Annotated in this window: 25 protein-coding genes and 1 tRNA gene; 15 read left to right on the forward strand and 11 right to left on the reverse strand. The window is 64.0% G+C overall.

What is annotated here, in order from left to right; all coding sequences use genetic code 11:
• The first annotated feature begins 54 nt into the window (after positions 1–54).
• Together ACWA13_RS16810 and ACWA13_RS16815 are read left to right on the forward strand one after the other, a co-directional pair.
• Entirely contained in the window at positions 55–1,023 is a 969-nt protein-coding gene (locus tag ACWA13_RS16810) for an aldo/keto reductase (protein WP_463935442.1), read from the forward strand.
• A gap of 36 nt (positions 1,024–1,059) precedes the next feature.
• The gene (locus ACWA13_RS16815) at positions 1,060–1,401 is read left to right on the forward strand and encodes a hypothetical protein (RefSeq protein ID WP_463935443.1); all 342 of its coding nucleotides are present in this window, start codon (positions 1,060–1,062) and stop codon (positions 1,399–1,401) included.
• Here the strand turns inward: ACWA13_RS16815 and ACWA13_RS16820 are convergent.
• Complete coding sequence (locus tag ACWA13_RS16820) at positions 1,398–2,816, reverse strand: AAA family ATPase (RefSeq protein WP_463935445.1); 1,419 nt, start codon at positions 2,814–2,816, stop codon at positions 1,398–1,400. The genes ACWA13_RS16815 and ACWA13_RS16820 overlap by 4 nt on opposite strands.
• A gap of 45 nt (positions 2,817–2,861) precedes the next feature.
• Complete coding sequence (locus tag ACWA13_RS16825) at positions 2,862–4,160, reverse strand: ABC transporter substrate-binding protein (protein ID WP_463935447.1); 1,299 nt, start codon at positions 4,158–4,160, stop codon at positions 2,862–2,864.
• A 202-nt stretch (positions 4,161–4,362) separates the two neighbouring features.
• Between ACWA13_RS16825 and ACWA13_RS16830 the strand changes: the two genes are divergently transcribed.
• The 5 genes from ACWA13_RS16830 (at position 4,363) to ACWA13_RS16850 (ending at position 9,244) form a co-directional block, all read left to right on the forward strand.
• Positions 4,363–6,561: a hypothetical protein gene (locus ACWA13_RS16830; protein ID WP_463935449.1), complete on the forward strand. Its 2,199-nt coding sequence runs from the start codon at positions 4,363–4,365 to the stop codon at positions 6,559–6,561.
• Positions 6,562–6,621: 60 nt separating this feature from the next.
• A complete protein-coding gene (locus tag ACWA13_RS16835) occupies positions 6,622–6,885 on the forward strand; it encodes a DUF4235 domain-containing protein (RefSeq protein ID WP_463935451.1) in 264 nt (87 codons plus the stop codon).
• 95 nt (positions 6,886–6,980) lie between these two features.
• Positions 6,981–8,465, forward strand: coding sequence for a DUF1538 domain-containing protein (locus ACWA13_RS16840; RefSeq protein WP_463935453.1), 1,485 nt, complete (start codon positions 6,981–6,983; stop codon positions 8,463–8,465).
• Entirely contained in the window at positions 8,462–8,812 is a 351-nt protein-coding gene (locus tag ACWA13_RS16845; protein WP_463935454.1) for a P-II family nitrogen regulator, read from the forward strand. The genes ACWA13_RS16840 and ACWA13_RS16845 overlap by 4 nt, the downstream gene beginning before the upstream one ends.
• A 42-nt stretch (positions 8,813–8,854) precedes the next feature.
• Positions 8,855–9,244, forward strand: coding sequence for a CBS domain-containing protein (locus ACWA13_RS16850; RefSeq protein ID WP_463935455.1), 390 nt, complete (start codon positions 8,855–8,857; stop codon positions 9,242–9,244).
• Between the two features lie 38 nt (positions 9,245–9,282).
• On the opposite strand, the gene mnhG is transcribed toward ACWA13_RS16850, so the two are convergent.
• From mnhG to ACWA13_RS16880, 6 genes are read right to left on the reverse strand one after another with little or no spacing between them, the layout of a single operon-like run.
• Positions 9,283–9,747, reverse strand: a complete 465-nt coding sequence (gene mnhG / locus ACWA13_RS16855) for a monovalent cation/H(+) antiporter subunit G (protein WP_463935457.1) — start codon at positions 9,745–9,747, stop codon at positions 9,283–9,285.
• A complete protein-coding gene (locus ACWA13_RS16860; RefSeq protein WP_463935458.1) occupies positions 9,737–10,015 on the reverse strand; it encodes an MrpF/PhaF family protein in 279 nt (92 codons plus the stop codon). Before ACWA13_RS16860 ends, mnhG begins: the two co-directional genes overlap by 11 nt.
• Positions 10,012–10,557 carry a Na+/H+ antiporter subunit E gene (locus ACWA13_RS16865; RefSeq protein WP_463935460.1) on the reverse strand — a complete coding sequence of 182 codons (546 nt, stop codon included), beginning with the start codon at positions 10,555–10,557 and terminating at the stop codon, positions 10,012–10,014. Before ACWA13_RS16865 ends, ACWA13_RS16860 begins: the two co-directional genes overlap by 4 nt.
• A complete protein-coding gene (locus ACWA13_RS16870) occupies positions 10,554–12,155 on the reverse strand; it encodes a Na+/H+ antiporter subunit D (protein WP_463935462.1) in 1,602 nt (533 codons plus the stop codon). The genes ACWA13_RS16865 and ACWA13_RS16870 overlap by 4 nt, the downstream gene beginning before the upstream one ends.
• Positions 12,152–12,691 carry a Na(+)/H(+) antiporter subunit C gene (locus ACWA13_RS16875; RefSeq protein WP_463935463.1) on the reverse strand — a complete coding sequence of 180 codons (540 nt, stop codon included), beginning with the start codon at positions 12,689–12,691 and terminating at the stop codon, positions 12,152–12,154. The genes ACWA13_RS16870 and ACWA13_RS16875 overlap by 4 nt, the downstream gene beginning before the upstream one ends.
• Entirely contained in the window at positions 12,688–15,723 is a 3,036-nt protein-coding gene (locus ACWA13_RS16880) for a Na+/H+ antiporter subunit A (RefSeq protein ID WP_463935464.1), read from the reverse strand. Before ACWA13_RS16880 ends, ACWA13_RS16875 begins: the two co-directional genes overlap by 4 nt.
• 180 nt (positions 15,724–15,903) lie before the next feature.
• On the opposite strand from ACWA13_RS16880, the gene ACWA13_RS16885 reads away from it, so the two are divergent.
• The 6 genes from ACWA13_RS16885 (at position 15,904) to ACWA13_RS16910 (ending at position 22,087) form a co-directional block, all read left to right on the forward strand.
• Positions 15,904–17,307 (forward strand): MFS transporter, encoded by a 1,404-nt coding sequence (locus ACWA13_RS16885; RefSeq protein ID WP_463935465.1) that lies wholly within the window; start codon positions 15,904–15,906, stop codon positions 17,305–17,307.
• Positions 17,308–17,465: 158 nt separating this feature from the next.
• Positions 17,466–18,635 carry a Gfo/Idh/MocA family protein gene (locus tag ACWA13_RS16890; protein WP_463935467.1) on the forward strand — a complete coding sequence of 390 codons (1,170 nt, stop codon included), beginning with the start codon at positions 17,466–17,468 and terminating at the stop codon, positions 18,633–18,635.
• On the forward strand, positions 18,632–19,597 hold the full coding sequence (locus tag ACWA13_RS16895) for a DUF6807 domain-containing protein (RefSeq protein WP_463935469.1): 966 nt from the start codon (positions 18,632–18,634) through the stop codon (positions 19,595–19,597). The genes ACWA13_RS16890 and ACWA13_RS16895 overlap by 4 nt, the downstream gene beginning before the upstream one ends.
• The gene (locus ACWA13_RS16900; protein ID WP_463935470.1) at positions 19,597–20,364 is read left to right on the forward strand and encodes a cupin domain-containing protein; all 768 of its coding nucleotides are present in this window, start codon (positions 19,597–19,599) and stop codon (positions 20,362–20,364) included. The genes ACWA13_RS16895 and ACWA13_RS16900 overlap by 1 nt, the downstream gene beginning before the upstream one ends.
• 49 nt (positions 20,365–20,413) lie before the next feature.
• On the forward strand, positions 20,414–20,896 hold the full coding sequence (locus ACWA13_RS16905; RefSeq protein ID WP_463935472.1) for a cation:proton antiporter regulatory subunit: 483 nt from the start codon (positions 20,414–20,416) through the stop codon (positions 20,894–20,896).
• Between the two features lie 6 nt (positions 20,897–20,902).
• The gene (locus tag ACWA13_RS16910) at positions 20,903–22,087 is read left to right on the forward strand and encodes a cation:proton antiporter (protein ID WP_463935474.1); all 1,185 of its coding nucleotides are present in this window, start codon (positions 20,903–20,905) and stop codon (positions 22,085–22,087) included.
• On the opposite strand, the gene dcd is transcribed toward ACWA13_RS16910, so the two are convergent.
• Together dcd and ACWA13_RS16920 are read right to left on the reverse strand one after the other, a co-directional pair.
• Entirely contained in the window at positions 22,084–22,659 is a 576-nt protein-coding gene (gene dcd / locus ACWA13_RS16915) for a dCTP deaminase (RefSeq protein WP_463935475.1), read from the reverse strand. The genes ACWA13_RS16910 and dcd overlap by 4 nt on opposite strands.
• Before the next feature lie 40 nt (positions 22,660–22,699).
• Positions 22,700–23,131, reverse strand: a complete 432-nt coding sequence (locus tag ACWA13_RS16920; RefSeq protein WP_463935476.1) for an SRPBCC family protein — start codon at positions 23,129–23,131, stop codon at positions 22,700–22,702.
• 210 nt (positions 23,132–23,341) lie between these two features.
• Here ACWA13_RS16920 and ACWA13_RS16925 point away from each other — a divergent pair.
• Positions 23,342–23,415: transfer RNA gene (locus tag ACWA13_RS16925), tRNA-Gly, on the forward strand.
• A gap of 99 nt (positions 23,416–23,514) precedes the next feature.
• Here the strand turns inward: ACWA13_RS16925 and ACWA13_RS16930 are convergent.
• A complete protein-coding gene (locus ACWA13_RS16930; RefSeq protein WP_463935477.1) occupies positions 23,515–24,906 on the reverse strand; it encodes an MFS transporter in 1,392 nt (463 codons plus the stop codon).
• 76 nt (positions 24,907–24,982) lie between these two features.
• On the opposite strand from ACWA13_RS16930, the gene ACWA13_RS16935 reads away from it, so the two are divergent.
• Positions 24,983–25,837, forward strand: a complete 855-nt coding sequence (locus ACWA13_RS16935; protein ID WP_463935479.1) for a LysR substrate-binding domain-containing protein — start codon at positions 24,983–24,985, stop codon at positions 25,835–25,837.
• The last annotated feature ends 275 nt before the right edge of the window (positions 25,838–26,112 follow it).

A 26,112-nucleotide genomic window follows, 5' to 3' on the forward strand; every position in this document is an offset into this window, starting at 1 on the left:
CTCCCCGATCGGCTCCAGTCCCGTCCGTAACCATTTTTCGAGAAAGAATCCGGCATGGAATACACGCGCCTCGGCTCCTCGGGTGCCGTTGTCAGCAGACTTGCCCTAGGCACGATGAATTTCGGCCCCGTCATCGGACGGGACGAGTCCTTCGGCATCCTCGACCTCGCAATCGACAACGGCATCAACTTCATCGACAGCGCCGACGTCTACGGCGGCCACCCGTGGGGAGACCAACCCGGCCAGTCCGAAGAACTACTCGGCGACTGGATGCGAACGCGCAACAACAGGCATTGCCTCGTCCTCGCGACAAAAGCGTATGGACCCATGGGCGATGGCAAGAACGATCGTGGACTATCCGCCCTGCACATCCGCGCCGCTGTCGACGCTTCCCTGCGGAGGCTGCAGACCGACCGTATCGACCTCTTTCAGATGCACCATATTGACCGGGCCGTTCCTATCGATGAAGTCCTCGACGCGTTCACGACGCTCCGAGCGCAAGGCAAAATTCTCTACCTCGGGTCGTCGAATTTTGCCGGTTGGAATATTGCCCAATACCGTGAACACGCTTCTGCCCGGAACCAGCTCCCCATCGTCACGGAGCAGTCGGTCTACAACCTCGCGCAACGACTCGTTGAGCTCGAGGTCATCCCGGCAGCACAGGAATACGGGATGGGAATCTTACCATGGTCCCCCCTGGCCAGTGGACAACTCGGAGGTGTCCTGCGCAAGACCGACCGGTCCCGATCACAGGATCTCGACCGCCTCGGCGAACGGCTTGTCCAGATCGAGAAGTACGAACGCTTCGCCGATGAACTTGGGGTCGATTCGGCCGTGCTCGCCATCGCTTGGCTGTTACACCAGCCCGCCGTCACCGCCCCTATCATTGGACCTCGAACAGCTGATCAACTTACCAGTGCCCTCGACGCCCTGAAGCTAACGATTTCCACCGAGCACCTTCATGCCCTGAACGAGATCTGGCCCGGGCCAGGCGGCCAGGCACCCGAAGCGTACGCCTGGTGACATGTACCGGCCAGATTCGTAGGATCCCGGGCGGACGTGGCTCGAACGGACACTACCACCAACGGTACAGTGCCCTGTCACCTTGGAAGGGAGGCACCAAACGACGAGCCCGAAGTCATCAACGAGGTCCTGGACGTTCCACGACTCACGTCATCCGCACTGTTCCCCGGAGCCCCCTTGGACTGCCGGGAAGCTGGTTATATTGGGCAGGACGCCGTGGATGGGTCCGGCTGGGACTTCCCTGCCGCCGTCGTACAGCTTCATGCAAAGGCCTGGTACCGCACAGATGAGCCGGGTTCGGATGGATCCACGGCGGTTCCCGTCAGCAAAGAAGCAGTGTCCCGGCTGCCTGCCGCCGCCCCGGGGAACACGGCTTAGTTAGCCTGCGGCCACGCTGGCGCGGATCCTGATGGCGACTCCGGACCGCTGCCCAGCAGGCTGCGGGTGAGGGCCTCGCCGTCGGCCATCAGCCCGCCAACCGCCGCGCTCAGGTGTCCATCGCCAACAGCAACGCCTTCGACGGCGGCACTCACCACAGCCCGCCGCACCAGTTCGCGGGCAAACGAGGCGGTGGTCCCCTCGGTGCGGGTTGCCGCATCCTGGATTGCCTGTTCGCTGAACGGGATTCCCCGTGCGTAAAGCTTCACCAGCCTGATCCGCTCATCCACGGCCGGCAGCGGAATTTCCACCGCCAGGTCCACGCGGCCCGGCCGCTGGGCCAGGGCACGTTCCAGCATGTCCACACGGTTTGTGGTGAGGACGAAGGCTACGTCCGCGTCCTTGTCCAGGCCGTCCATCGCGTCCAGCACTTCGAACAGGAGCGGCTGCGGTCCGTGGCCAAAGCTGCGGTCCTCGGCTATCAGGTCACAGTCCTCCAGGACAACAATCGATGGCTGCAGTGCGCGGGCCATGATGGCGGCGTCCGATATCCTGGCCAGCGATCCGCCGGACAGCAGGATCGCCGTAGTTCCTTCACTCTGGCTGAGGAGATAGCGGACGGTGTGGGTCTTGCCAGTCCCCGGTTTGCCGTACAGGAGGATGCCGCGCTTGAGGTGCTGCCCGTAGTTGCTGAGCGCCTCCCGCTGTTCAGCGATGCCCACCGCATGACCTGACACCTTCTGCAGCAATCCGTCGGGCAGAATAACTTCCGACGCCGGCAGGACCGGGCGCGCATGGAAGGTCACACCTGCGGCGCTGGGACCGTACTCCCCCATCACCAAAGAGATAATCTGGCCCTTCAGGACGCTTTGGTGCTGCATTCGGCGTCGAAACTCCGCCAGGAAGTCCGCGGTGGCGCCGGTATCTGCGGCAAGGACTTCGAGGGAAGCGGTAGCCCGCCCGTACCGGGGGTTTGCGTCCCGCTGCCAGACCGCTATTGGCTGGCCATTGAAATGGAAAAGCCACAACCCCAGTGCTACGGCCTGCCGCTGTTCATCCGGGCCTACAGCCAAATTTCTGTAGTCCGGCTGCGACAGCGGGAACTGTGGGAAGAACTGCGATTGCTGCAGCATGTCGCTTAGCGTCTGGTGGTGGCGCTGGTCTCCACCGCCGATGCCCACCAAGCGGAAGTCTGCACCCTCGGCGGCAAGTTCCGCCATGATGATGTCGGCATCTACAAAGCGGTGCGGCGGGACCTCCTCCACTACCAGGGACAAGCCCTGCGCCGGCACTCCCAGATGCTCCGTCAGCGTATCCAGCAGCTGCGTTCCGGCTTTCACGCGGTGCTGGCCGGACTGCGCCAGGCGCACCAGTTCGGCAAAATCGTCGATGAACTTCCCCAGGTTTTCATCCATGGGCAGACCCTACCAGCAGCCGGTATGAGCCCCGGTGCTGCCGGATTATTGTCCGATCGCCGCTTTGCTCTCCTGCATCCACTGCGCGGCGCCCTCTTCAGGCGTGAGGCGTCTGAACAGGACTTCGGTGCTGACGCGGGCCGTGATCTCAGATACCGCCGTGGATCCTGTGGGACCGATGAACGTGGGCGCGAACTCCACTTCCCCGATTTCGTCGATATACGCGGACTCCACCTTCCCCTGCGCGCTAAGGTTCTCCGCAATGGCGGCCCGCATCTCCGAATTGCTGGGCACGCCACGATCGTTCTGGATGCTCTTGGCCGCTTTCTCATTGTTGACCAGGAAGTTCACCAGATTGGCCGCGGCGTCAGCCTGCTTGGTGCGGGACGAGATGGTGTAGAACTGCGAGGACTGCAACCAGATTCCGGGCGTGGGATTTTCCCCGGGAAGCTTGAGCAACTGCAGCTCGGCCCCGCTGGCTTTTCCCAGGGCGGTAATGGAGCTGCTCCAGTTCAGCATCATGGCGGCCTGCCCGGTGCCCATCAACGTCTGCTCGGTACTGACGTTCAGCTTCTCCACAATTTCCGACGCCCCCGGAGCGCCACCGGCCTCGCTGAGCTTGAGCGAATACTCCAGGAAGTCGGCCACGGTGTCCTGGTCAATGCCCAGTTTCCCGTCCGCGGTGTACAGGGCCTCGCCCTGTTGCCGGGCAAAAGCGTCCAGGGAATCGTGCGTCAGGACAGTGGCGGTGCCGTAGGTTCCCTGGGGGCTGTTCGCGGTAACCTTGGCGGCCACTGCCGCGAAGTCATCCCAGGTCCACGTTTCGTCGTCGGGTATCTCCACCCCTGCCGCCTGGAAGACTGCCGGGTTGACCACGATAGCCAAGGCATTCGCTCCAGTGGAAACGCCGTACTGGACGCCGTCCACCTGACCGTTGCGCACAGTCCCCTCATCCAGGCTGCCAAGGTTAAGGGAGTCCTTCACCTCCGCGAGGTCCAACAGGGCGCCGCGGTTGGCGTATTCGGCAGGATAGGCTCCGCCCAAAGTAATGACATCGGGCGCATCATTGGCGGCCACCTGGGTGGCCAACTTGTCGAAGTATCCGCTGATATCCGAATACTCGGCTTTGACCTTGATGCCCGGGTTTTCCGCTTCGAACGCGGCGATCGCCTCATTCGTCAGCTTCGCCCGGGTTTCGTTCCCCCACCACGAGAACCTGATTTCGACGTTTCCGTCCTGCGCCTGATTCGTACCGCCGGAACATGCTGCCGTGAGACCCATCAGGCCCACTATCGCTGTCACGGCAAAAGCCTTGCCCGTTTTCTTGAAGATGTTTCGCACCATTGACCAACACTTTCTGGGAACCGTTTTCTTGGAAAGTATCAGCAACTTTCGGGAACGGCAATGGTTGCCGTTCTAAAAACTGGCAGCCGGGCCAGGGAGGTTGACAGCAGAAGCGCGGCGCTAAAGACTGGGACGGGTCAGAAACCGGTTTCCAACTCGTCTCAACGCCGTCACCGACGACAGCAACAGGAGGACGCAGCTCGTGCAGAGCCAAGCCAGCAATGAGAGTCCGGCAGCCCCCGCCGCGCCCGCCGACATCAACCGCCAAGCCCTCGTCCGCCGGCACAATGTTGAGCAGCGCACCCTTGATCCGCGCAGCCCCGTCTCAGTGGGGAACGGCGAGTTTGCGTTCACCGTTGACCTCACCGGGCTACAGTCCTTCCCGGATGCCTACCCCGTACAAGACCGCGGAGAACCGCCGGCGGGCACGCTCCTGGGGACCCAGGCCCAGTGGGGGTGGCACACTACTCCGCCCGCTGAAACCTACGAGCTGTCCGGCTCCACTGTCACCTACGATTCTCCGCGAGGACCGGTCCCGTACGTGGACATGGCAGGCCGGATCGTGGACGACCAGGAGGACAGCACCTCGCGGGCGGAGACCTGGCTGCGGGCCAATCCCCACCGTCTGGATCTGGGCCGGATCGGTTTTGCGTTGGTCCGGGACAGCTTCGAACAACCGCTCCGGCCGGCAGACATCGAGCAGCCCGTCCAGACCCTGGATCTTTGGATCGGCGTGGTGACCAGCACTTTCATCCTTGCCGGACAGCAGGTGACCGTGAGGACAGCCTGTCATCCGGACCGGGATTACATTGGCCTGCAGGTCCAGTCCCCCGCCCTCAGCCACGGCCTGGTGGTATCAGTGGCTTTCCCCTACGGTTCGGAGGCCTGGCACAACGCCACCGACTGGAGCCGCCCAAGCGCCCACACCACCACACTCATCAGGGCTGAGGACGGCGGAGCGCCGGGATGGCGCGTGGAACGGGAACTGGACGATGCCCGTTATCAGCTGTCTATCGACGGCGAAGCCCGGGTCGAGCAGACCGGCCGCCACTGCGTCCGGATCAGCAGTGCCGAATCAACGCCCGAGACCCTCGATATCTCGCTCGGGTTCCTTCCCTCCGGCAGCGGCGGCTGCGTACCTCGCGGATCGAACCGGTCCGCCATCCACGACGCTCCCGCAAGCGGGCACAACAGCCCTGGCAGCGCCGTCGCCGCCGCTTCCGGCACCTACTGGCCGGAATTTTGGTCCGGTGGTGCCGCCGTCGAACTTGATGGTCATGGCGATTCCCGCGCCAGGGAACTGGAACGCAGGGTGGTCCTGTCGCAGTACCTCACGGCCATCAACTGCGCCGGCTCGCTCCCGCCGCAAGAGACCGGGCTGGTGTGCAACTCGTGGCGCGGCCGCTTCCACCTGGAGATGCATTGGTGGCATGGCGCCCATTTCGCGCTGTGGAACCGGCCGGAGCTGCTGCTGCCGTCACTGCGCTGGTACCGCACGGTATTGGAAACTTCACGAGCCACTGCCCGGAACCAAGGGTTCGACGGCGTCCGCTGGCCCAAGCAGGTGGGGCCGGATGGGCGGGAGAGCCCCAGCCCTATCGGCACCTTCCTGATCTGGCAGCAACCGCACCCCATCTACCTGGCTGAGCTTGTGTACCGGGCGTCGCCGTCGCAGGAAATCCTCGAGGAATTCGCCGAGGTGGTGTCCGAATCCGCCGAGTTCATGGCAAGTTTTGCGCACCGGACAGACCGCGGCTTCGAACTTGGCCCGCCGCTGATTCCGGCACAGGAAAGCTACGAGGCCAGCCGGTCCTCGGTCACGAATCCCACGTTCGAGCTGGCTTACTGGCAGTGGGCGTTGCGGGCCGCGGCTCAATGGCGCGAGCGCCTGGGACTGGAAGTCCCGCCCCTCTGGCGTGAGGTCGCAGACGGCATGGTGGGCCCCCGGATACAGGACGGCAGCTACAGTGCGATCGACGTCGAACCCTTCACCATCCGGACCGACCACCCATCCATGCTCTGTGCCCTGGGCTTCCTGCCGCAGACAAACATCATCGACCCGGAGGCCATGCGCGCCACGCTGAAGGGGGTGCTGGCCGACTGGGATTGGGACAGTACCTGGGGCTGGGATTACCCGGTGATGGCCATGACGGCCGCCCGGCTGGGCGAACCGGACACCGCCGTCGACGCCCTGCTGCTGCCTGCCGGAAAAAATACCTTCCTGGTCAACGGGCATAACAGGCAGACAGACTCGCTGCCACTGTATCTGCCCGGCAACGGCGGGCTCCTGGCCGCTGTTGCCCTGATGGCAGCCGGCTGGGACGACGGTCCCGAACGGCAGGCGCCGGGCTTTCCGGAAGACTGGACTGTTAGGGCAGAAGGGCTGGTCAAGGCACCGTAGGCCTGCGCCCTGACGTTAGGCTAAGGGAAGTCATTGTTCCCCCAGCAAGGAGCCCACGCTATGAACGTTCTCATGAAATTGATCGGCACCGGAGTCAGCCTCGGCGCCGGATTTGCAGGTACCAAGGCCGTCAACAAGATCTGGGAAAAGATCACGGGGAACAAGCCGCCCACAGGTGCTGACGACGACACCCCCACCACTCTTCGGTCCGCCCTCACCTTCGCCCTGATCTCCGCCGTGGTAAGCACCGTCATCCAGGTGCTGGCCAACAGGGGAACGCAGCGGGCCATCGCGCGCTTCGCCAAGAGCCAGGACATCGTCTAGCTCCAACTGCGCTCCAACCCGGTAGACACCTGCTGACAGGACGGGCAAACTAAAGGCCCCAGGTACTCACAGGATCATTCCCGGGAGAGGACCCGATGGAGCACCTCAGCAGATTCAGTGATGAATTCCTCAAGGCGCTCAGGAACCTGCTGCCCATCGTCGTCGTTGTTGCCTTGTTCCAGCTGCTGGTGTTCCGCAGCCTGCCTGCTGACCCCCTGGCTATCGTGGCGGGGCTCCTGATTGTGGCCGTGGGTATTGCACTGTTCCTGCACGGGCTGGATCTCAGCATTTTTCCGGTAGGCAAGAACCTCGGCAACCAGTTTGTCCGCCGCGGCGCTTTGGGACTCCTGCTGCCCTTCGGCTTTGCTATCGGCTTCGCAGCTTCCGTTGCTGAACCTGCCGTAATCGCCGTCGCGGAGCAGGCCGAACTGGTCAGTGGGGGCCGGATTAACGGACTGGTGCTGCGCCTTGTCATCGCAGTCTCGGTGGGCCTGGTCCTCATCCTGGGCATCCTGCGGGTCCTGCGGGGCTGGGCCGTGCACAAAATCCTGATCGCCGGTTATCTCATTGTGCTGGGGCTGAGCTATGTGGCCCCGCCGGAGATCATCGGCCTGGCTTACGACTCCGGTGGCGTCACCACCAATATCGTCAGCGTTCCCCTGATAGCGGCGATCGGGCTGGGCCTGGCGAACTCCATCAGGGGACGCAGCGTCCTGGCGGACGGCTTCGGCCTGGTGGCGCTGTGCGTGATGGTGCCCATGATCGGGGTCCAGCTCTACGGGACCTGGGTGTATGCCTTCGATGACCCCGGCGCCGCCGTGCCGGTCGGCGGACCGGGGGAAGACCCGGGTGACTGGGTTATCGGCATGTTCCTGGGTTTGGCCGGGATGGTCCGGGAGGTCCTCCCCATCGTGGGGGTGGTCCTGTTCTTTCAGTACGTGGCCCTGCGGCAAAGACTGGCTCATCCGATGCGCGTCGTCGTCGGGTTCGTCATGGTCCTGGTGGGGCTGTATGCCTTCGTCGTGGGACTGAAGCTCGGGCTCTTTCCTATCGGGACCATGATGGCCGAACAACTCATCGCGCAGGGTACCCCTGCCTTGATTGTGCTGTTCGGGCTGCTGATCGGTTTTGCCACCACCATGGCTGAACCGGCTCTGGTAGCCATAGGTGCTCAGGCCCAGGACGCGTCGCCTGGCCGGATCAACGGATTCGCCATCCGCGTAATAGTCGCTGCCGGGGTGGCCGTGGGCATCGCCTTTGGCGTGTTCCGCATTCTGGTGGGCGGGCCCTTCCACTACTTCATCATGGCCGCATACGCCGTGGCCATGATGCTGGTCTTTTTCGCGCCCAAGTACATCATCGCGCTCGCGTTCGACCTTGGGGGCGTAACGACGTCCGAAGTCACTGTGCCGCTGGTGACAGCCCTCGGGATCGGCCTTGCAGCAGCGGTGGAGGGAAGGGACGTGCTGATCGACGGGTTTGGCCTGATCGCTTTCGCGTCGATCTTTCCTGTCATATCAGTCATGGTGTATGCCATGGTGATTGAGAGATTTCCCCGGCTAAGGAGGGAACCGGCATGAAATTCACCGCCATAGTCGTCATCGCCCCTGACGACCTGGAAGACAGAGTCATCGAGCACGCCCAGCGGGCAGGCGCCACAGGGGTGACAATCCTGGCTGGCAAGGGAATCGGCGGGGAAGCCAAGAAGACCTTCTTTGGCCTGACGTTCGAGGGAACGCAGTCCGTACTGCTGATGGTTGTGGGGACACATCTCAGCGCCCCGATCCTGAAGGAACTCCACCAGGTCCTGGTCCGTGGAACCGAATCCCGCGGTTTGGCCTTCGCGGTACCGATCGAGCATTTGACGGGGATCGATATACGGCAGGTGGTCAGGTTTGAGGAGCACCTGCGTCGTGATGACGCCTGAACCGGTCCAACACGAAACGCGGCACGCACAAGGAGGAAAAGGATGCTCACTGTAAAAGATGTCATGGTCCCCGAGGTGGTCACCATTTCCCCCTACAGCACGCTGCGTGAGGCGCTGTCCATGATGAAGGACCGGCAGGTGAAGAGCCTGGTGGTGGACCGGCAGCACGCGCATGACGCTTACGGTCTGCTGAGTTACCGGGAACTGCTGGACACCGTGGTGGCGCAGGAGGGCGATGTGGACCTCCTGAATGTCTATGATGCCGCCACCATTCCGGCGATCACGGTCAACGAGCAATTGTCCGTTCGTCAGGCGGCTGCCCTGATGAGCCGCTACCGCCTCAGCCGGCTTGTGGTGGTGGAAGGCAACCAGCTCGTGGGCCTGCTGGCGATGAACGACATCCTGGCCAGGCGCATGGAGGAACTTGCCTGATACTCACCCCTGGCTGCGGGGAGCGAACATGAGGACTGCTACGCCCGATCCGCCTCTGCCTCCGCCTCTGATTCAACGTCCGCGTCTGCGGCCGTAAGCTCCGTATGGGGCGAATCGGCGGTGTCCTCGCGGCCGGTCCTCGTCGCGGACTGGACCACGGCTTCCAGCTCGTCCGTTGTCAGCATTTCGCGATGCAGGTGCTTGGTCCGGTACCCGGCCCGGCCCACCATGTGGGCGGAGACCGGCACGGTGAGCAGCTGGAACAACCAGGCCACCAACAGCACGGGCCACACCCAGACGGTACGCATCTGCAACCCGATGGAAGTCAACAGCAGGAACAGGCCCAGGACCTGCGGTTTTGTAGCCGCGTGCATACGGGTCAGCAGGTCCGGGAACCGCAGCAGGCCGATGGCGGCGGCCAGGGACATCAGCGCGCCCACGACCATAAACACGGCCGAGACCGCGTCGATAACAACGTCCAGTGTTGAAGGCTCAGGATTCAAGGGGCTCTTCCCGCCTGTCGGCCACAAACCTGGCTACGGTCACGGACCCCACGAACCCGATGAGCGAAATGGCTACCAGCAGGATCAGGTTGTTCAGGTGCCGGTTGACGGCCATGTCGATGCACAGGGCCGCACCCACGATGGCCAGCAGCACGTCCGCCGCAAGCACCCGGTCAAGCAGCGACGGCCCACGCGAAATCCGGAGAATGGCACCGGCCGCCGCGAGGGACAGGATGACCGCCGTGACGGTCAGGACAATCTGCATCATCTGGCGGCCTCCTGTTGCAGGGCTTCGAGTTCTTCCCTGGTGCCCATGATCCGGATCAGTCCGGCTTCGATATTCCGGACTTCCTGCCGGATGCGGGCCACACCATCAGCGTCCGCGACGTTCAAGGTATGCAGGTACAGGGTGGACGAAGAGCGGTCTACCTCCACCACCAGCGAGCCGGGAATCAGCGAAAGGATATGTCCCGTGGCCGTCACCAGCAGGTCCTGGTGGCTCCGCAGCGGAACGGCGACGACCGCCCTGGTCATTCGGGGTCCGAGGACCACGGCAAAATACATCACCTGGAAGCTGGCGGCCACCACCTTGGCCAGGAACACCCCGGCAAACGGGATGGCATGCAAGATGTTGAACCTGCCGCTGAGCTCAACGGGAGGAAGGTAGAACATCCGGGCCACTGCAGCGGCGATCATGGCACCGAACAGGAGGTTGCCGGGACTGAAGTCCTGCCACAGCGCGCACCAGACCACCACCAGCCAGACCAGGAGCGGCAACTCCTGGCGCAGGGATATCCGCCTGCGGCTCATGGCCGGCCTCCCGTCTGGAGCGCCGGAACCGGGGCGTCGCCGCCCAGAACGGCGTGGATGTAGGCGGAACGGTCGAGCATCTCCGCTGCCGCCTGGTCCGAGACCGTGAACAGCGGGCCGGCAAACACGGTCAGGGAGACCCCCACCAACACCAGCCCCAGCGTTGATCCCACCATGGTCCTGGGCAGGACGGTCACGTTGCTGCTGGTGCCACTGCCGGCAGAACCGTCGGCGTCGGGAGCCGCGAGCAGCACCGGGTCCGGGTACTCGGCGTCCTCCGGGCTGCGCCAGAAGGCCCGGTTCCACACCCTGGCGACAGCCAGCAGCGTCAGCAGGCTGGTGATAACGCCGCCGATTACCAGGGCGTAGGCCAGCGGCGTCCCCAGCTCGACTCCGGCCTGCATCAGACCCACCTTGCCCAGGAATCCGGAGAGCGGCGGGATGCCGGCCAGGTTCATGGCCGGGATGAAGAAGAGCAGGGCCAGCACCGGGGACAGCTTGGCCAGCCCGGCAACCCGGTCCATTGAGGAGCTGCCGCCGCGGCGTTCGATCAGGCCCGTCACCAGGAACAGGCTGGTCTGGATGGTGATGTGGTGGGCGACGTAGAAGACGGCCGCCCCCAGGCCGGCCACTGAAGACATCGCCAGCCCGAATACCATGTAGCCGATATGGCTGACCAGGGTGAAGGACAAAAGCCGCTTGATGTCGCTTTGGGCCAGGGCACCCAGGATGCCCACCACCATGGTCAGCAGTGCAGCCACCATGAGCGGCGTGTTCAGCGAGTCCCCCGGAAAGAGCAGTGTTTCGGTCCGGACCATGGCATACACCCCCACCTTGGTGAGCAGGCCGGCAAACACCGCAGTGACCGGAGCGGGGGCCGTGGGGTAGGAATCAGGCAGCCAGAAGGACAGCGGAAACACGGCGGCCTTGATGCCGAAGGCCACCAGCAGCATGATGTGCAGCAGGGTCTTGGTTCCCTGATCCAGATCGGCCAGCTTGATGGCCAAATCCGCCATGTTCACTGTGCCGGTGGCGCCGTAGACCATGGCGATGGAGATCAGGAACAGCACGGAGGACACCACGGATACCACCACGTAGGTCACGCCTGCCCGGATCCGCGGGCCGGTGCCGCCGAGGGTCATCAGCACATAGCTTGCCGTCAGGAGGATCTCGAAGCCCACATAGAGGTTGAACAGGTCCCCGGACAGGAAGGCGTTTGAAACGCCTGCCACCAGGATCAGGTAGGTGGGGTGGAAGATCGACACCGGCGAGTCTTCGTCGCCGTCGGCCATGTCCTGTCCGGTGGCGTAAACCAGCACGGCAAGGCTGACAGCAGAGGAGACCACCAGCATCAGGGACGAGAACTGGTCCACCACCAGGACAATCCCCCATGGTGGCAGCCAGCCGCCGATGTTCACGGCATACGTTCCCCCGCTCCAGGTGGAGGCCAGCAGCAGGCACTCCAGCAGCAGGGTCAACGTCAGCAGTCCGATGCTCACCGTGCGCTGTGCACGGGAATGCCGGTAGAGGACGAAGGTTACGGCAGCACCCAGAATGGGAAGGATGACGGCGAGCGGCGCCAGGCTGGCAAGATTCACTTCAGCCCTCCATCCGGGCGGGGAGTGACATTCCTGGACCCTGGCTTCTCTTCGAGGATGGCATCGCTGACGGCCATCCGGCCGCCGCCTGCCTTGATGGTTCCGCCATCATCCCTGGGAAGCAGCGGAAATTCGGATGTTTCCAGGGGGATCGCGGCATCGTCCTCGGCGTCAAAGCTCGGCGTGCGCGCCACCCGGCGGTCCTCGAGGTCGATCTGGATGTCATCCCGGCGGCCCAGTACCCAAGTGCGGTAGATGATGCCGAGCATAAAGGCCGTCACAGCAAAGGAGATCACGATCGAGGTGAGGATCAGGGCCTGCGGCAGCGGATCGTTGTAATCCCCCGGGTCCGTGCCCTTGCTGTAGAGCGGAGCGAGTCCCGCGTAGCCGCCCGCGGCCAGGAGCAGCAGGTTGGTGGCATTGGCCAGCATCATCAGGCCCAGCAGGACGCGGGTAAGGCTACGTTCCAGCAGCAGGTAGATTCCACAGGCGTACAGCGCTCCCATGACGCAGAGCAGCGTGAGGTTGATGCTCATGAGACGCCTCCCGCGGGGGACTCGGCGTGAACGGTGAGTTCTCTATCGGAGTCTTCCTCGTCCAGCATGATCCGCCCGTCCTGCCCGGAGTTTGACTCCACATTTTCGTCAATCTCGGCGCCCAAGCTGCGCAGCACGTCCAGCACCAGCCCCACCACCACGGTGTACACGCCGATGTCGAAGAGGGTGGAGGTAACAAACTTGATGTCCCCGAAAACCGGGAGCCAGAACTGCACGATGGCGGACTGGAACACTGCAGCACCTAAAAACAGGGGTACGACGCCGGCCGCGGCCGCTGTTGCCAGTCCGGCACCCAGAAGCTTCCCGGCGCTGATCGGGGTCGCCTCCCGGAGCTCGAAACGGCCGCCTGCCAGATAACGGATAGTCAATGCCAGCCCTGCCATCAGCCCACCGGCAAAGCCGCCGCCGGGGAGGTTATGCCCGGCAAAGAGCAGGTAAAGGGAAAAAACAATGATGGAGTGGAACATCAACCGGGTGACCACTTCGAAAATGATGGACCTCCGCTCCGGGGCCAGCGTATGACCGGCGACTATCCAGGCATCCCGGGCCGACGAGGCGAACTTGCGGGAGAGGCCCAACGCGGCGCCCTCCCGGGAACTTGGGTCAGCGGATTTCGCGCGGTCCTTCCACCCGGCCACGGTACTTGCCGGACGGATCCGGTCACCGCGGCCGCGGATGAAAATCAGGCTGGCAACTCCGGTAGCCGCCAGCGCCAGCACGGCGATCTCACCGAAGGTGTCCCACACCCGGATGTCCACCAAGGTGACGTTGACCGTGTTGAGTCCCCCGCCGCCGTCGTACGCCAGTTCCGGGAACAGGAGCGATACCGGCGACGCCACCCGGGCACCCATGGCGTAGATGGCAACAAAAACCATGGTGACGCCGAAGGCCAGCCCAATGATGACGCGGACCAGCCGGTACTTGCCGCCGGTCCGGTCCCGCAGTTCCGCCGGCAGGCTGCGCATCCCGAGCACAAACGCCACCAGGATGATGGTTTCCACCAGCATCTGGGTCAATGCGAGGTCCGGCGCGCCCTGGAGCGCGAACAACAAGGCGATCCCGTATCCGGTTACGGAGACCATCAGCACGGCCAGGAAGCGCTTGTTGGCGCGCACTGCGGCCACGGCACCGATCACGATGCCGACTGCCACTACCGGCTGCAGCGGAGAATTGGGATCGATGACATACAACCCGCCCGGCAGCGGCTTGCGGGCCACGAGCATGGCGGACAGCGGCAGGGCCACGGCCATGCTCAGGATCACGGCCAGATAGAAGTAGAGCGAACCACGCTGGGTGCGCCCGGTGACCCAGACCGCGATGTCGTCCAGCGCGCCGATGGTGAGCTGGTAGGCGCGATCCCCATCCACCCAGCCGGGCACCCGCTCCTGCGCCCGGGCAATCCAGTTCCTGCCCACGTACATGGCACCGCCCAGCACAAAGGTGAGGACTGTCAGGCCCAGCGCCGGCGTCGGCCCATGCCACAGCGCCAGGTGGCCGGCCTCCGCAACGGCAGCGCCGTCGGACCCGGTCTCTGCGAACAGGGCCGCGTAGGGCTGGATCCAGCCGTCAATGGGCAGCGGCCACAGGCCGAACACGATGGTGAGGAGGGACAGCACGGCAGGCGCGGCGAGGAAAGACGGCGCAATGGGCTTGAACGGCGTGCGCTCCACCCCGGGTTTGGCAGCGAAAGCACCCCACATGAACCGCGCACTGTACGCAAACGTGAGGACAGATCCCAGTACCACGCCGGCCAGCACCACCACGGGCCACGCGCTCCCGGAGCCTGACTCGAGATGGTGCAGGAACGCTTCCAGTACCGACTCCTTGGCCACAAAACCGGCCATCAGCGGCACGCCGGCCATGGAAGCCGCGCCGATTCCCGCCACGATCGCCAGTGCACGGGCGGAACTGAACACTCCGGACAGCTTGGCAATATCGCGGGTGCCGGCCTGGTGGTCGATGATGCCCACCACCAGGAACAGTGTGGCCTTGAAGAGTCCGTGGGCCAGAAGCATGGCCAGTCCGGCGAGCGCCGCATCCGGCGTCCCGAGGCCCACCACCATAGTGAGGAAGCCCAGCTGGCTAACCGTTCCATAGGCCAAAATCAGCTTGATGTCCGTCTGACGCAGCGCACGGTAGCCGCCCACCAGCATGGTGGCCAGCCCCAGTCCCAGAACTACGGGCAGCCAGAAGGCGGTCTCCGCGAACCCGGGGGCCAGCCGCGCCACGATGTAGATGCCGGCCTTCACCATGGCGGCTGCATGCAGGTAGGCGCTCACCGGTGTGGGGGCGGCCATGGCACCGGGCAGCCAGAAATGGAACGGGACCAGCGCAGACTTGGTGATGGCCCCCACCAGGATGAGCACGACGGCGGCAGCGACAGTTCCGGCGGCGGGTCCTGCCGTCAGCGTGGGAGCCTTATCCAGGATGTCAGAGATCCGGTATGTCCCGGCGCTGAAGCCGAGCATGATCAGGCCCACCAGCATGGTCAGGCCACCTGCGGTGGTGACGATCAGGGCCTGCAGCGCGGAGCGCCTGGCGGACAGCCTGGTCCGCGAGTAGCCGATCAGCAGATAGGACAGGACCGTGGTGAGCTCCCAAAAGATGAACATCAGGAGAAGATCGTCCGCTGTGACCAGGCCAAACATGGCGCCCGCGAAAGCCAGCAGCTGCGCGCCAAAGCCGCCAAGATCGGGATCATGCTTATGGAAATACCTGGCGCAATAAACCAGCACCAGGGCACCGACGCCCAGCACCAGCAGGGACATCACCCACGCCAGTGCGTCCATCCGGAAGGCGAGCTCCAGCTGCAGCCCCGGTATCCACGGGATGACCTCCGCTATCTGGCCCTGTCCCCCTGCGGCGTACACCGCGGGGTACTGGAGAAGGAGCCAGATGAACGAGCCGGCGGGGACCATCGCCAGGGCGTAGAACGCACTCCGGCCGAACTTCCTGAACAGAACCGGCGCCACAGCAGCCACCACAAAGTGCAGGGCAAGGACTGTGATCACTGGTATCTCCGCAACGTCAGGGATTCGATTTTCAAGAGTCAGGGCAGGCGGTTCATTCGTAGATGTCAGTCGGGACAGTTTACCAATCAGCTACTGACAGTTTGACCCCGGTGGTCCATTCCGGCAGTGATCCACTGGCGCTGCACACCTGATCACCGCCCGTGCGGCTAGCATCAGCGTATGAACAGCGCGAGCGCGGCCGGGGCCAACCTTCCGACGTCGGAACTTGTTGCAGGACCGCAGGTCACCAGTAAGGGCAGAGTGTTGGCCTGGGCGGCCTGGGACTGGGGCTCCGCCGCCTTTAACGCCGTGATGACCACTTTCGTCTTCACCGTGTACCTGACGTCAGATGCCTTTGGCGGCGAGGACCGCGCGTCCGCGATGCTGGGCGGGGCCCTGGCTGTGGCAGGCCTTGCCATCGCCCTCCTCGCGCCGGTCACAGGGCAGCGCTCCGATGCGGGCGGCCGCCGCAAGCTGTGGCTCGGCGTCAACACGGTTGCCGTGGCCATCCTGACCGGGCTGTGCTTCTTCGTCTACCCCCACGCTGAGTTGCTGCTGCTGGGAGTGTCCCTGATCGCCTTGGCCAACGTGTTCTTCGAGTTCGCCGGCGTCAACTACAACGCCATGCTGACCCAGGTTTCCACGCCGCAAACCATCGGCAAAGTCAGCGGCTTCGGTTGGGGCATGGGCTACCTGGGCGGCATCGTGGCATTGCTCGCTGTGCTCCAGCTCTTCGTCCAACCGAGCTTCGACTGGTTTGGCTCCGCTACGGAGGACGCTCTCAACATCCGGCTTGTGGCACTGTTCTCGGCGCTCTGGTTCCTGATCTTCGCGCTTCCTGTGATGTTCGCCGTCCCCGAGCTGCCCAAGCCTCCGCAGGCCAGGACGCTTGGCATCATCGATTCCTACCGGCTCCTGTTGAAGCGGATCAAGGCCATCTACCGGACCAGCCCGCATACCATCTTCTTCCTGCTGGCCAGCGCCGTGTTCCGTGACGGGCTGGCGGCAGTATTCACCTTCGGTGGCGTGATTGCTGCCGGCACCTTCGGCTTCAGCTTGCCGCAGGTGATCATCTTTGCGATCTTCGGCAATGTGGTGGCGGCGATCGGAGCCATGATCGGCGGCTTACTGGACGACAGGGTTGGCCCCAAGAGAGTCATCATCGCCTCCCTGATCGGTCTCCTCATCGCCGGCACGGTGATCCTGGTCCTGGGCAGCGGGGACTACACCTTCTTCGGCATGGCCTGGGCCGGCAGCACCACGTTCTGGGTGTTCGGATTGTTCCTGTGCCTGTTTGTAGGTCCGGCCCAGGCGTCGTCGCGGGCCTACCTTGCCCGGCTCGCCCCGGACGGCGAATCCGGCGAGCTCTTTGGCTTGTACGCCACCACAGGCCGGGCAGTCAGCTTCCTCGCGCCGGCACTGTTCACTCTGTGCATCGCCATCGCCACTCCCTTGGTGGCGCCCGGCGAGGCGCAGCGCTGGGGAATCCTCGGCATCATGGTGGTCCTGTTGCTGGGCCTGCTGGTGCTCCTTCCGGTCAAGCCGCCGAACAAGACGGCCATAGCAGTAGTCCCGCAGGCCTGACCTGCCGCCAGCAAGCGGGAACACTGGTTCTGCAGCCTTCTGCCAACTCTCAACCGCCCGGCCGAAGAAACGTGAAACCGCTTCCGCAACACCCTTGACAAGCTAAAGTGATCGATCACATACTTGGTGGCACCGACTTTTCCGTTCCCGAAGGATCCATGAACCTGCCACAGCTTCCCGGTGAAACCGCCCCGGTAAACCAAGCCGCCACTCACACCACCGGCCAGCCTACGGCGAAAGCGGCCGCCATCCGCGCCGGCATCATCGGAACGGGCGGCATCGCCGCTGCCCACGCCCAGGCCTTGAAGGCCGGCGGAGCCGAGCTGGTTGTCGCAGCGGACATTGACCAGAAACGCGCACGTGATTTCGCCGGCACCTGGGCTGTTTCCACCACCGCAGCCAGCCTCGAGGAAGCCGCGCGGCTGGGACTGGACGTGGTGGCAATCTGCACGCCGCCGTCGTCACACGCTTCCCTTGCTAAAGAGGCACTGGCACTGGGCCTGAATGTCGTAGTGGAGAAGCCGCCTGCGCTTTCCCTGCGCGAACTCACCGAGCTCCAGGAGGCCGAAGCTGCTTCCGGCAAACGCGTCAGCTGCGTCTTCCAGCACCGCTTCGGGGGCGCGGCACTGAAACTGAAGCGTTTGCAGGCAGCCGGCGTCCTGGGCGCCCCGCTCACCGGGTACTGCAACACACTGTGGTTCCGGGACCAGGCCTACTTCGACGTGCCCTGGCGCGGAAAGTGGGACATCGAAGGCGGCGGGCCCACCATGGGCCACGGCATCCACCAATTCGATCTCCTCCTGGACTTGTGGGGTCCTTGGCAGGAGGTCACGGCGTTCGCCGCCAGGCTGGCCCGCCGCACCGAGACAGAAGACGTGTCCATGGCTGTGGTGCGGTTTGAGTCCGGGGCGCTGAGCACGGTGATTAACTCGGTCATTTCACCGCGCGAAACTTCCCAGCTGCGCCTTGATTATGAGAACGCCACCGTGGAGGTGGAGCACCTCTACGGCTATGACGACTCGCACTGGCGTTTTACGCCCGCACCGGGCATGGAGCAGCTGCAGGAAGTGTGGGACGCGGACACTTCTGAAGGAAGCAGCGGTCATCCGGCGCAGTACCGGCAAATCATCGCAGCGCTGGCCGCGGGAACAAACCTCCCGGTTACGTTGTCAGATGCCTATGCCACCATGGAACTCGCGGCCGGCATCTACTCCAGCGCCATCACCGGGCAGAGCGTCCGCAGCGACAGCATTACCGAAGGAAATCCGTTCTTTGACCGCGCCGACGGCCGGCTGGAACCCTGGAAACTGGAAACGAGCAACGCATGAGCCAAACACTTCCTGACACCACGTCCAATCCGGCGTCCGCAGCTTCCGGTCTCGACTGGAGCGATGACGGCCAGTCGGTAGAGGTCACGTTCGACGGCGTCGCCCTCCTTAACTACACCTACGTCGCCACGGATGCACAGAACGAATCCCCGCGCCCGTTCTTCCACCCGTTGCGGACCCGCGGCGGCGATGCCGTCACCGCCTACCGCCCGCACGACCACACCTGGCACAAGGGCATCGCCTGGTCCCTGCCGCACCTGGGCCCGGACAATTTCTGGGGCGGGCCCAGTTACCGCCGCGGCCAGGGCTACCAGTCGTTGCCCAACAACGGCGCCATGCGCCACCAGTCCGTGAGAACCGAAGAAGCCGACGGCGGCACCTTCACTTTCTCGCACAGCCTGCAGTGGATCACAGAGGCCGGCGCCCTCGTGGTGGAGGAAGAACGCTCCTTCCAGGCAGTCCCCGGCGATGACCCTGAAAGCTGGACGCTGATCTTCGAAACAGCCATGACCAATGTGTCCGGCGCTGACATCCACATCGGATCCCCCACCACCGAAGGCCGCGAGAACGCCGGTTACGGCGGGCTGTTCTGGCGCGGACCGCGGGCCTTTGCCGGCGGGACCATCCTCGGTCCGGGCGGCGCCACCGGTGAGGAACTGCGCGGTAAGCGCGCGCCCTGGCTGGCATTCGTTGGCCAGCATGATGAGACCTGCCGCTTCTCCACAATCCTTATGGTGGACGATCCCTCCACCGGCCACCCGCAGCCGGAATGGTTTGTCCGCACCGAGCCGTTCCCGTGCATGGGGCCGGCACCCTTCTTCAGCGAAGAGGTCTTGTTCACCGCCGGTTCCACTCTCCGGTTCCGTTACGCCGTGGTCATAGCGGATGGAACGTCCGACGTCGGAAGGGCCACCGCACTCGCAGACCGTGCCGCCGGACTGCTGGCGGGGGTGGCAGGCTGATGGCTTCCCTCGGGTTTTCGGACGGCAACGCTGTTCCGGCTGTTCCTGCGTTCCCCGGCGGGACCGCAGTCAGCGGACTGGAAGTCTACGACTGGGAAGCCGCCGATGGTCTGTGCGGAGGCTCGCCCCACCTGCATACTGTCTCTTCCGAGGCCTACCTCGTAACCTCGGGCAGCGGTAGTGTGCAAACGCTGAGCATGACCGGCCCGGCGGAGCACGAACTTTCCGCCGGCTCCATGCTCTGGTTCAGCCCCGGCACTGTGCACCGGCTGGTCAACACGGATTCACTCGCGTTGAACGTGATCATGTCCAATGCGGGCCTCCCGGAAGCAGGCGATGCCGTCCTGACCTTCCCGGCCCGTGTACTCGCGGACCCCGAACTGTATGCCTCCCATGCCGCACTGCCGGGACGGGATCACGGTGAGGCCGCCGCCGCGGAAGCGGCCCGCCGTCGTCGTGATCTTGCCCTGGAAGGCTACTTCGAGCTTCGGGAAGCCATGCTGACCGACGGAACCGATGCCCTGGCCCGCTTCCATAAGGTTGCCGCCGCGCTGGTCCGCCCGAACATCGCCAAGTGGCGCGGGATCTGGGAAGACAGGGTCCGCGCCGACGTGGCAACCACCGAACGCGCACTGAATGCCCTGGAGAACGGCTCCGCCGAAACACTCGCCGGATCGGCTGTGGCTCGAGCCCTCCCCAAGCCAGGCCCGGCGGGTTACGGGATGTGCGGACGGCTCTCCACCTGGCAGCCGCCGGTACGGGCCTGAAGTGGTTGGTGTCACCCCACGACCGGGCGTTGCAGACTAGGCTGGATGCATGGATGTGGATGAAACCGATCTTCCCGGCATCGGCCGACGCAAGGATTTTGTTACCGCTTCAGGGCGCCGGATCGGCGTCGTGGAATTGCGGGAAGGAACCACCGAGCTCATTGTTTCCCGGTGGGACGATCCGGACACCTGCCAGGCGTCCATCGCGCTGACCAGCGACGAAGCAAATGCTCTGGGAAATCTCCTTGGCGGCCGTCACCTGGCCATAAAACTGGCGGAAGAACATAAGGACGTTCCAGGAATCGTCACGCGGCAGTTTTCCATCTCGGCTGGCTCGCCGTTTCACAATAAACCTATGGGAAAGGCCCGCATCCGGACGCGGTGCGGCGTTTCCATCGTGGCGATAATGCGTGAAGGTGAGGTTGTGCCCTCGCCGGGACCCGACGTCGTGCTCCACACCGGTGATTTGCTGGTGGCGGTAGGTACGCAGGAAGGCCTCGACGAAGCGGCCAACATTCTCCGCAACGGCTAACCCGGAATGGACCTGCTTGCGCTGACCCTCATCGAGTTGGGGGCCGTGGTGTTCTGCCTCGGACTCCTGGCCCGGCTGGCCGGCCGGATCGGCATGTCACCCATCCCCTTCTACCTCCTTGGCGGCCTCGGTTTCGGTGCGGGCGGAGTCATCAAGCTCGACGGCATGCACGATTTCGCGCACCTTTCCGGCGAGATCGGCGTGATTCTGCTGTTGCTGATGCTTGGCCTGGAATACACCGCGCCTGAGCTGGTCACCGGTCTGCGACGGTCCTGGAAAGCCGGCATCCTGGACTTCGTGCTGAACTTCACTCCTGGCGCGGGCATTGCCCTGCTGCTTGGTTGGGGGCTGGTGGGAGCAATGGTCATGGGCGGCGTCACCTACATCTCCTCGTCCGGTATCGCCGCAAAGGTCATCACGGACCTCGGCCGGCTGGGCAACCGCGAAACTCCTACCGTCCTGTCCATCCTGGTTTTTGAGGACCTCGCAATGGCGGTCTACCTGCCCATCCTCACTGCCACCCTTTCAGGTGTCAGCTTCCTGGTCGGCCTGCAGACGGTTGGCATCTCGCTGGCCGTCGTCACGGTGGTGCTGGTGGTGGCACTGCGGTACGGAAAGCGCGTGTCGTCGTTGCTGCACAGCGAAAATTCAGAGGTTTTCCTGCTCAACCTGCTGGGCGCCGCGCTGCTGGTGGCCGGCCTGGCTTCCGCACTCCAGGTGTCGGCCGCCGTCGGCGCTTTCATGCTCGGCATCGCGATTTCCGGAGCAACGGCGCATAATGCAACCCGCATCCTGGAGCCACTGCGTGATCTTTTTGCGGCCATCTTCTTCGTGGCTTTCGGGCTCAATACCGACCCTGCGTCCATTCCGCCCGTTCTCGGATGGGCGCTGATCCTGGCAGTGGTCACCATCCTGACCAAGATGCTGACCGGGTACTGGGCCGCGCAACAGGCAGGCATCGGCAGGCCCGGCCGGTTCCGCGCCGGCGCTGCACTGATAGCCCGTGGTGAGTTTTCCATCGTTATTGCCGGCCTGGCGGTGACATCCGGGGTAGTGGACGTCGAGCTCGCAGCCCTGGCCACGGCGTACGTGCTGATCATGGCCGTAACAGGTCCCCTGATGGCGCGCTACATCGAGCCGCTGGTGAAACTGGTGTACCGGCCGGCCAGCCCGGGGCTTGTCCGGGCCTAGATCGCCGTGCGGTGGAAGTTCAGATGGCTGCGGCTTGCGGTTGGGCCGCGCTGGCCCTGGTAGCGGTTGCCATACTCCCCGGAGCCGTACGGGTACTCCGCCGCGGAGGTCAGCCGGAAGAAGCAGAGCTGGCCGATCTTCATGCCCGGCCACAGTTTGATGGGCAGCGTGGCCATGTTGGAAAGTTCCAGCGTCACGTGGCCGGAGAATCCGGGATCGATGAAACCGGCGGTGGAGTGGGTCAACAGCCCGAGCCGGCCCAGCGAGGACTTGCCTTCCAGGCGGGCAGCGATATCGTCCGGCAAGGTGACCGTCTCATACGTGGAGCCCAGCACGAACTCGCCGGGGTGCAGGATGAACGGTTCGCCCGGGTCCACCTCCACCAGCCGGGTCAGCTCTGGCTGCTCTTCGGCCGGGTCGATGTGGGCGTACTTGTGGTTGTCGAAGAGCCGGAAAAACTGGTCGATCCGGACGTCCACCGAAGACGGCTGCACCATGGCGGGATCGTATGGTTCAAGGACAATCCGTTGGGAGTCTATTTCGGCACGAATATCACGGTCAGAGATCAGCACGCTCCCAAAATACCGCATAGCCGGAGGTTCAAGACGCCCTTTAGCCTTCGAGGACCTGCCGCAGCCGGTCCAGTTGCCCCACTTGCTCCTTGATAGTCCGGTAGACAGAGCCGTTCAGGAGCGAGAAGAGCCCCTTAGGCTGGTAATCCAAAGCGAAGCGCACCCTGGTGCCGGACCCTTCGGTGCTGAGGTAGTAACCGCCCTTTGGCCGGATGGGGCCGGCGATCACCTGGAATTCAATCTCGGCTCCGGGCCGTGCCTGCGTGATCTCGAAGTCTGCGGCAATGGACCTGCCGCCGGGCCCGCTCAGGGTCTGCTGGTACACCGCGCCCTTTGACCCGGCAGTGCCGGAGACCAGTTCGATGCTGCGGATTCCGCTCCGCCACAAGGGCAGGTTGGCGCCGTCCAGGAGGAAGTTGTAGACCTTCATTGCATCACAGGCGATGAGGACATCGTGCTCGGCAAATGCCATGGGGACCGCTTTCGACGTCGGGCAAATCTCAGAAGCCCGTCTCCCCCAGACACTTCAACTACGTTTCAAGCCTAGCCATCGCCCTCCCGCGCCACCTAGCGAACGGGCCCGGCTTAACCGAAGAGTTACCCTATGACGCGCCCTCCCAGCGTGACCCGGGCAGGCACCGAACTGCGCTAAGCTAAGTTCTGCTCCGCTTAGCGGGGCACTGCGGCTGTAGCTCAATGGTAGAGCGCTAGCTTCCCAAGCTTGATACGCGGGTTCGATTCCCGTCAGCCGCTCCAGTTGGCAAGAAGAGCACCCCCGGACCATCGTCTCATTGGCCGGGGGTGCTGTTCTTAACCAATCCGCCAGAAGTGATGCATATGCGTTTGGCAGGGACTCTAGGCCGTCCGGGCCCCTTGGACAATCCGCACCACCGGGCGCCGGTTCTTAAGGTCCACACGTACGGACAGCTCGCCTTTTCGTGCCAGCAGGACGGCAATGGTTGCCGCCGCGAGAGCCGGCACCCCGCCGGCGATCAGGACGGCTATCTGGGGTCCAACGTGTTCGGCCAGCCAGCCCATCATGGGCCCCCCAATCGCCTGGCCGCCGATCAATACCACCAGGTACAGGCTCATGACCCGGCCGCGGATGGCGATGTTGGAGCTGGTCTGCACCAGCTGGTTGGACGTGGTGAGGAACATCATCGACCAGAAGCCTGCCACCACCATAATGGCGCCGAACCAAACCATGGAGGGCGCAAATGACGCCAACACCAGCATCAGCCCGAAGAGCCCGGCGGCCATGACCGCGGACCGAAGCCGCAGCCGGCGGCGGCGTGTGGAAGCCACCGCGCCGGTGAGTGCACCCAAAGCCACCAGGGCGTTGAGCAGGCCATAACCGCTGGCTCCTGCATTGAACACGTCGTCGGCAAAGGCAGCCAGCAGCACGGGGAGGCTGAGTGCGAACACGGCGACGAAAGCGGCCATCAGCCATGGCCAGAAGATTGTGGGTTTGCTCAGCGCATACCGGAATCCCTCTTTCAGCATCCCCTTGCTTCGCGGCGTGGGCGCGCTGATGTGCAGCTGGTCCTTGTGGAGCAGGAGCAGCATGGAGACGGTGAAGATACAGGCCACGGCATTGCCGGCAAAGGCCCAGCCCGCCCCCACGGCAGAGAGCAGGAGCCCTGCTATAGCCGGGCCCAGGAGGCCGCCCAGCTGAAAGGTGGTGGAGTTGACGCTGATGGCATTGCGCAGGTATTTGGGCCCGACCAGTTCGTTCACGAAGACCTGCCGGGCGGGCTGGTCAATCACTGTCACCAGGCCCAGGAGGAAAGCAATCACATATACCTGCCACACCTGCACGGTGCCGGTCAGTGCCAGCACGGCCAGGGCGGCCGCCAGCACCGCCGCCACGGACTGGGACAGGATGAGGATTTTTCGTTTGGCGAAGCGGTCCGCGACCATGCCGCCCCAAGGGCCAAGGAACAGCGACGGGGCAAACTGCAGGGCCACGGTGATACCGACGGCGGTCACGGAACCGGAAAGCTCCAGCACCATCCAGTCCTGGGCAATGCGCTGCATCCACACGGCAATGACCGCCACAAAGTGGCCGATGGCGAAGATCCGGAAGTTCGGGACCTTGAGCGATATGAACGTCTGCCGCCACGGCAGCCGCTCCGTCACGACTTCGAGGGGTTGGGTCAACGTTGCCGCGCTAGGTGGGGGTGCCACAGGGGTGTCCTCAAAGAGAAGGATGGATGGGGGTCCCTTTAACCCTAGGCGCGGCGCCATGAATCATGGAAGTTTATTGATCCTATAAGTAAGATAACAAAACGTAATACAGTAATCCTCGATGCCGGGAGGCTCAGTGTTCGATCCCGTCCAGCTCCGCTCATTCCTGGCGGTCGCGGAAACGCTGAGCTTCACGAAGGCGGCGGCGCGGCTGGGCCTGGCCCAGCCCACCGTCAGCCAACACGTCCGGAAGCTGGAGCTGGCCGCCAAGCGAGGACTGGTGAGCCGGGACACCCGGGATGTCCGGTTGACGGACAACGGCGATGCAATGGCCGGTTTTGCGCGCACCATCCTGTCCGCCCACGATGCCGCTGACCGGTATTTCTCCGGATCAGCGATGCGCGGAAAGCTGCGGTTCGGCACGGCCGACGACCTCGCAATCACGGGCCTGCCACGGATCCTGCGAGAGTTCCGGCAGATCTATCCGCAGATCAACCTCGAACTTACTGTGGGTCAAAGTGACCAGCTTTACCGCAAGCTCAACGCGGGCCAGCTCGATCTGGTGTTCGTTAAATGGGTTGCAGGGGCTAAGGAAGGCACAGTGGTGCAGCACGATTCCTTCGCGTGGGTCGGCCTGGAACAGACCTCCCTGGAACCGGGCCAACCTGTACCGCTGATCTCCTACCCATCGCCCAGTCTGAGCCGGAAACTGGCCATCGATGCCCTGGAATCCCACGGCCGCACCTGGCAGATTACGTGCAGCACCCGGCAGATCAGCGGTGTCCTGGCCGCCGTCCGCGCGGGGATCGGCGTTGCCGTGATGCCTTCGTCGCTGGTCCCCGAGGACCTGAAGATCATCACCAGGCGTTTCAACCTCCCGCCCGTGGGCGACGTCGATTTCACGTTGCTGCGCAACCCGCATGCCAACAACGAGGTCATCGAAGCTCTGACACAGGCGATCGTAGGGCGGACCCTCAAAAAGTCCGCGTGACCATTGATCAACCGCCGATGGTTGCGTATCATTGGCTGGACGGTCTAGCAGACAGGCCGTGTTGAACATTTTTCAACGGACATTTGCTGGCGCATTGCTCCGCCAATGTCCGGGAAACGGCAGCCAATGACGACAGCCCATAATGATCACCTCCCCACGTTTCGCTCCCTCCGCAACGGCCGCCGCAGGCCCGGAGTTCAGGCCGCCCCGGCTAACCGGGCACCCCATCCAGCTCCCGTTGCCGCTGAATACGACGGATACGTCGGCAAGCCTCA

The sequence above is a fragment of the Pseudarthrobacter sp. TRD_SC_9 genome (assembly GCF_055361265.1).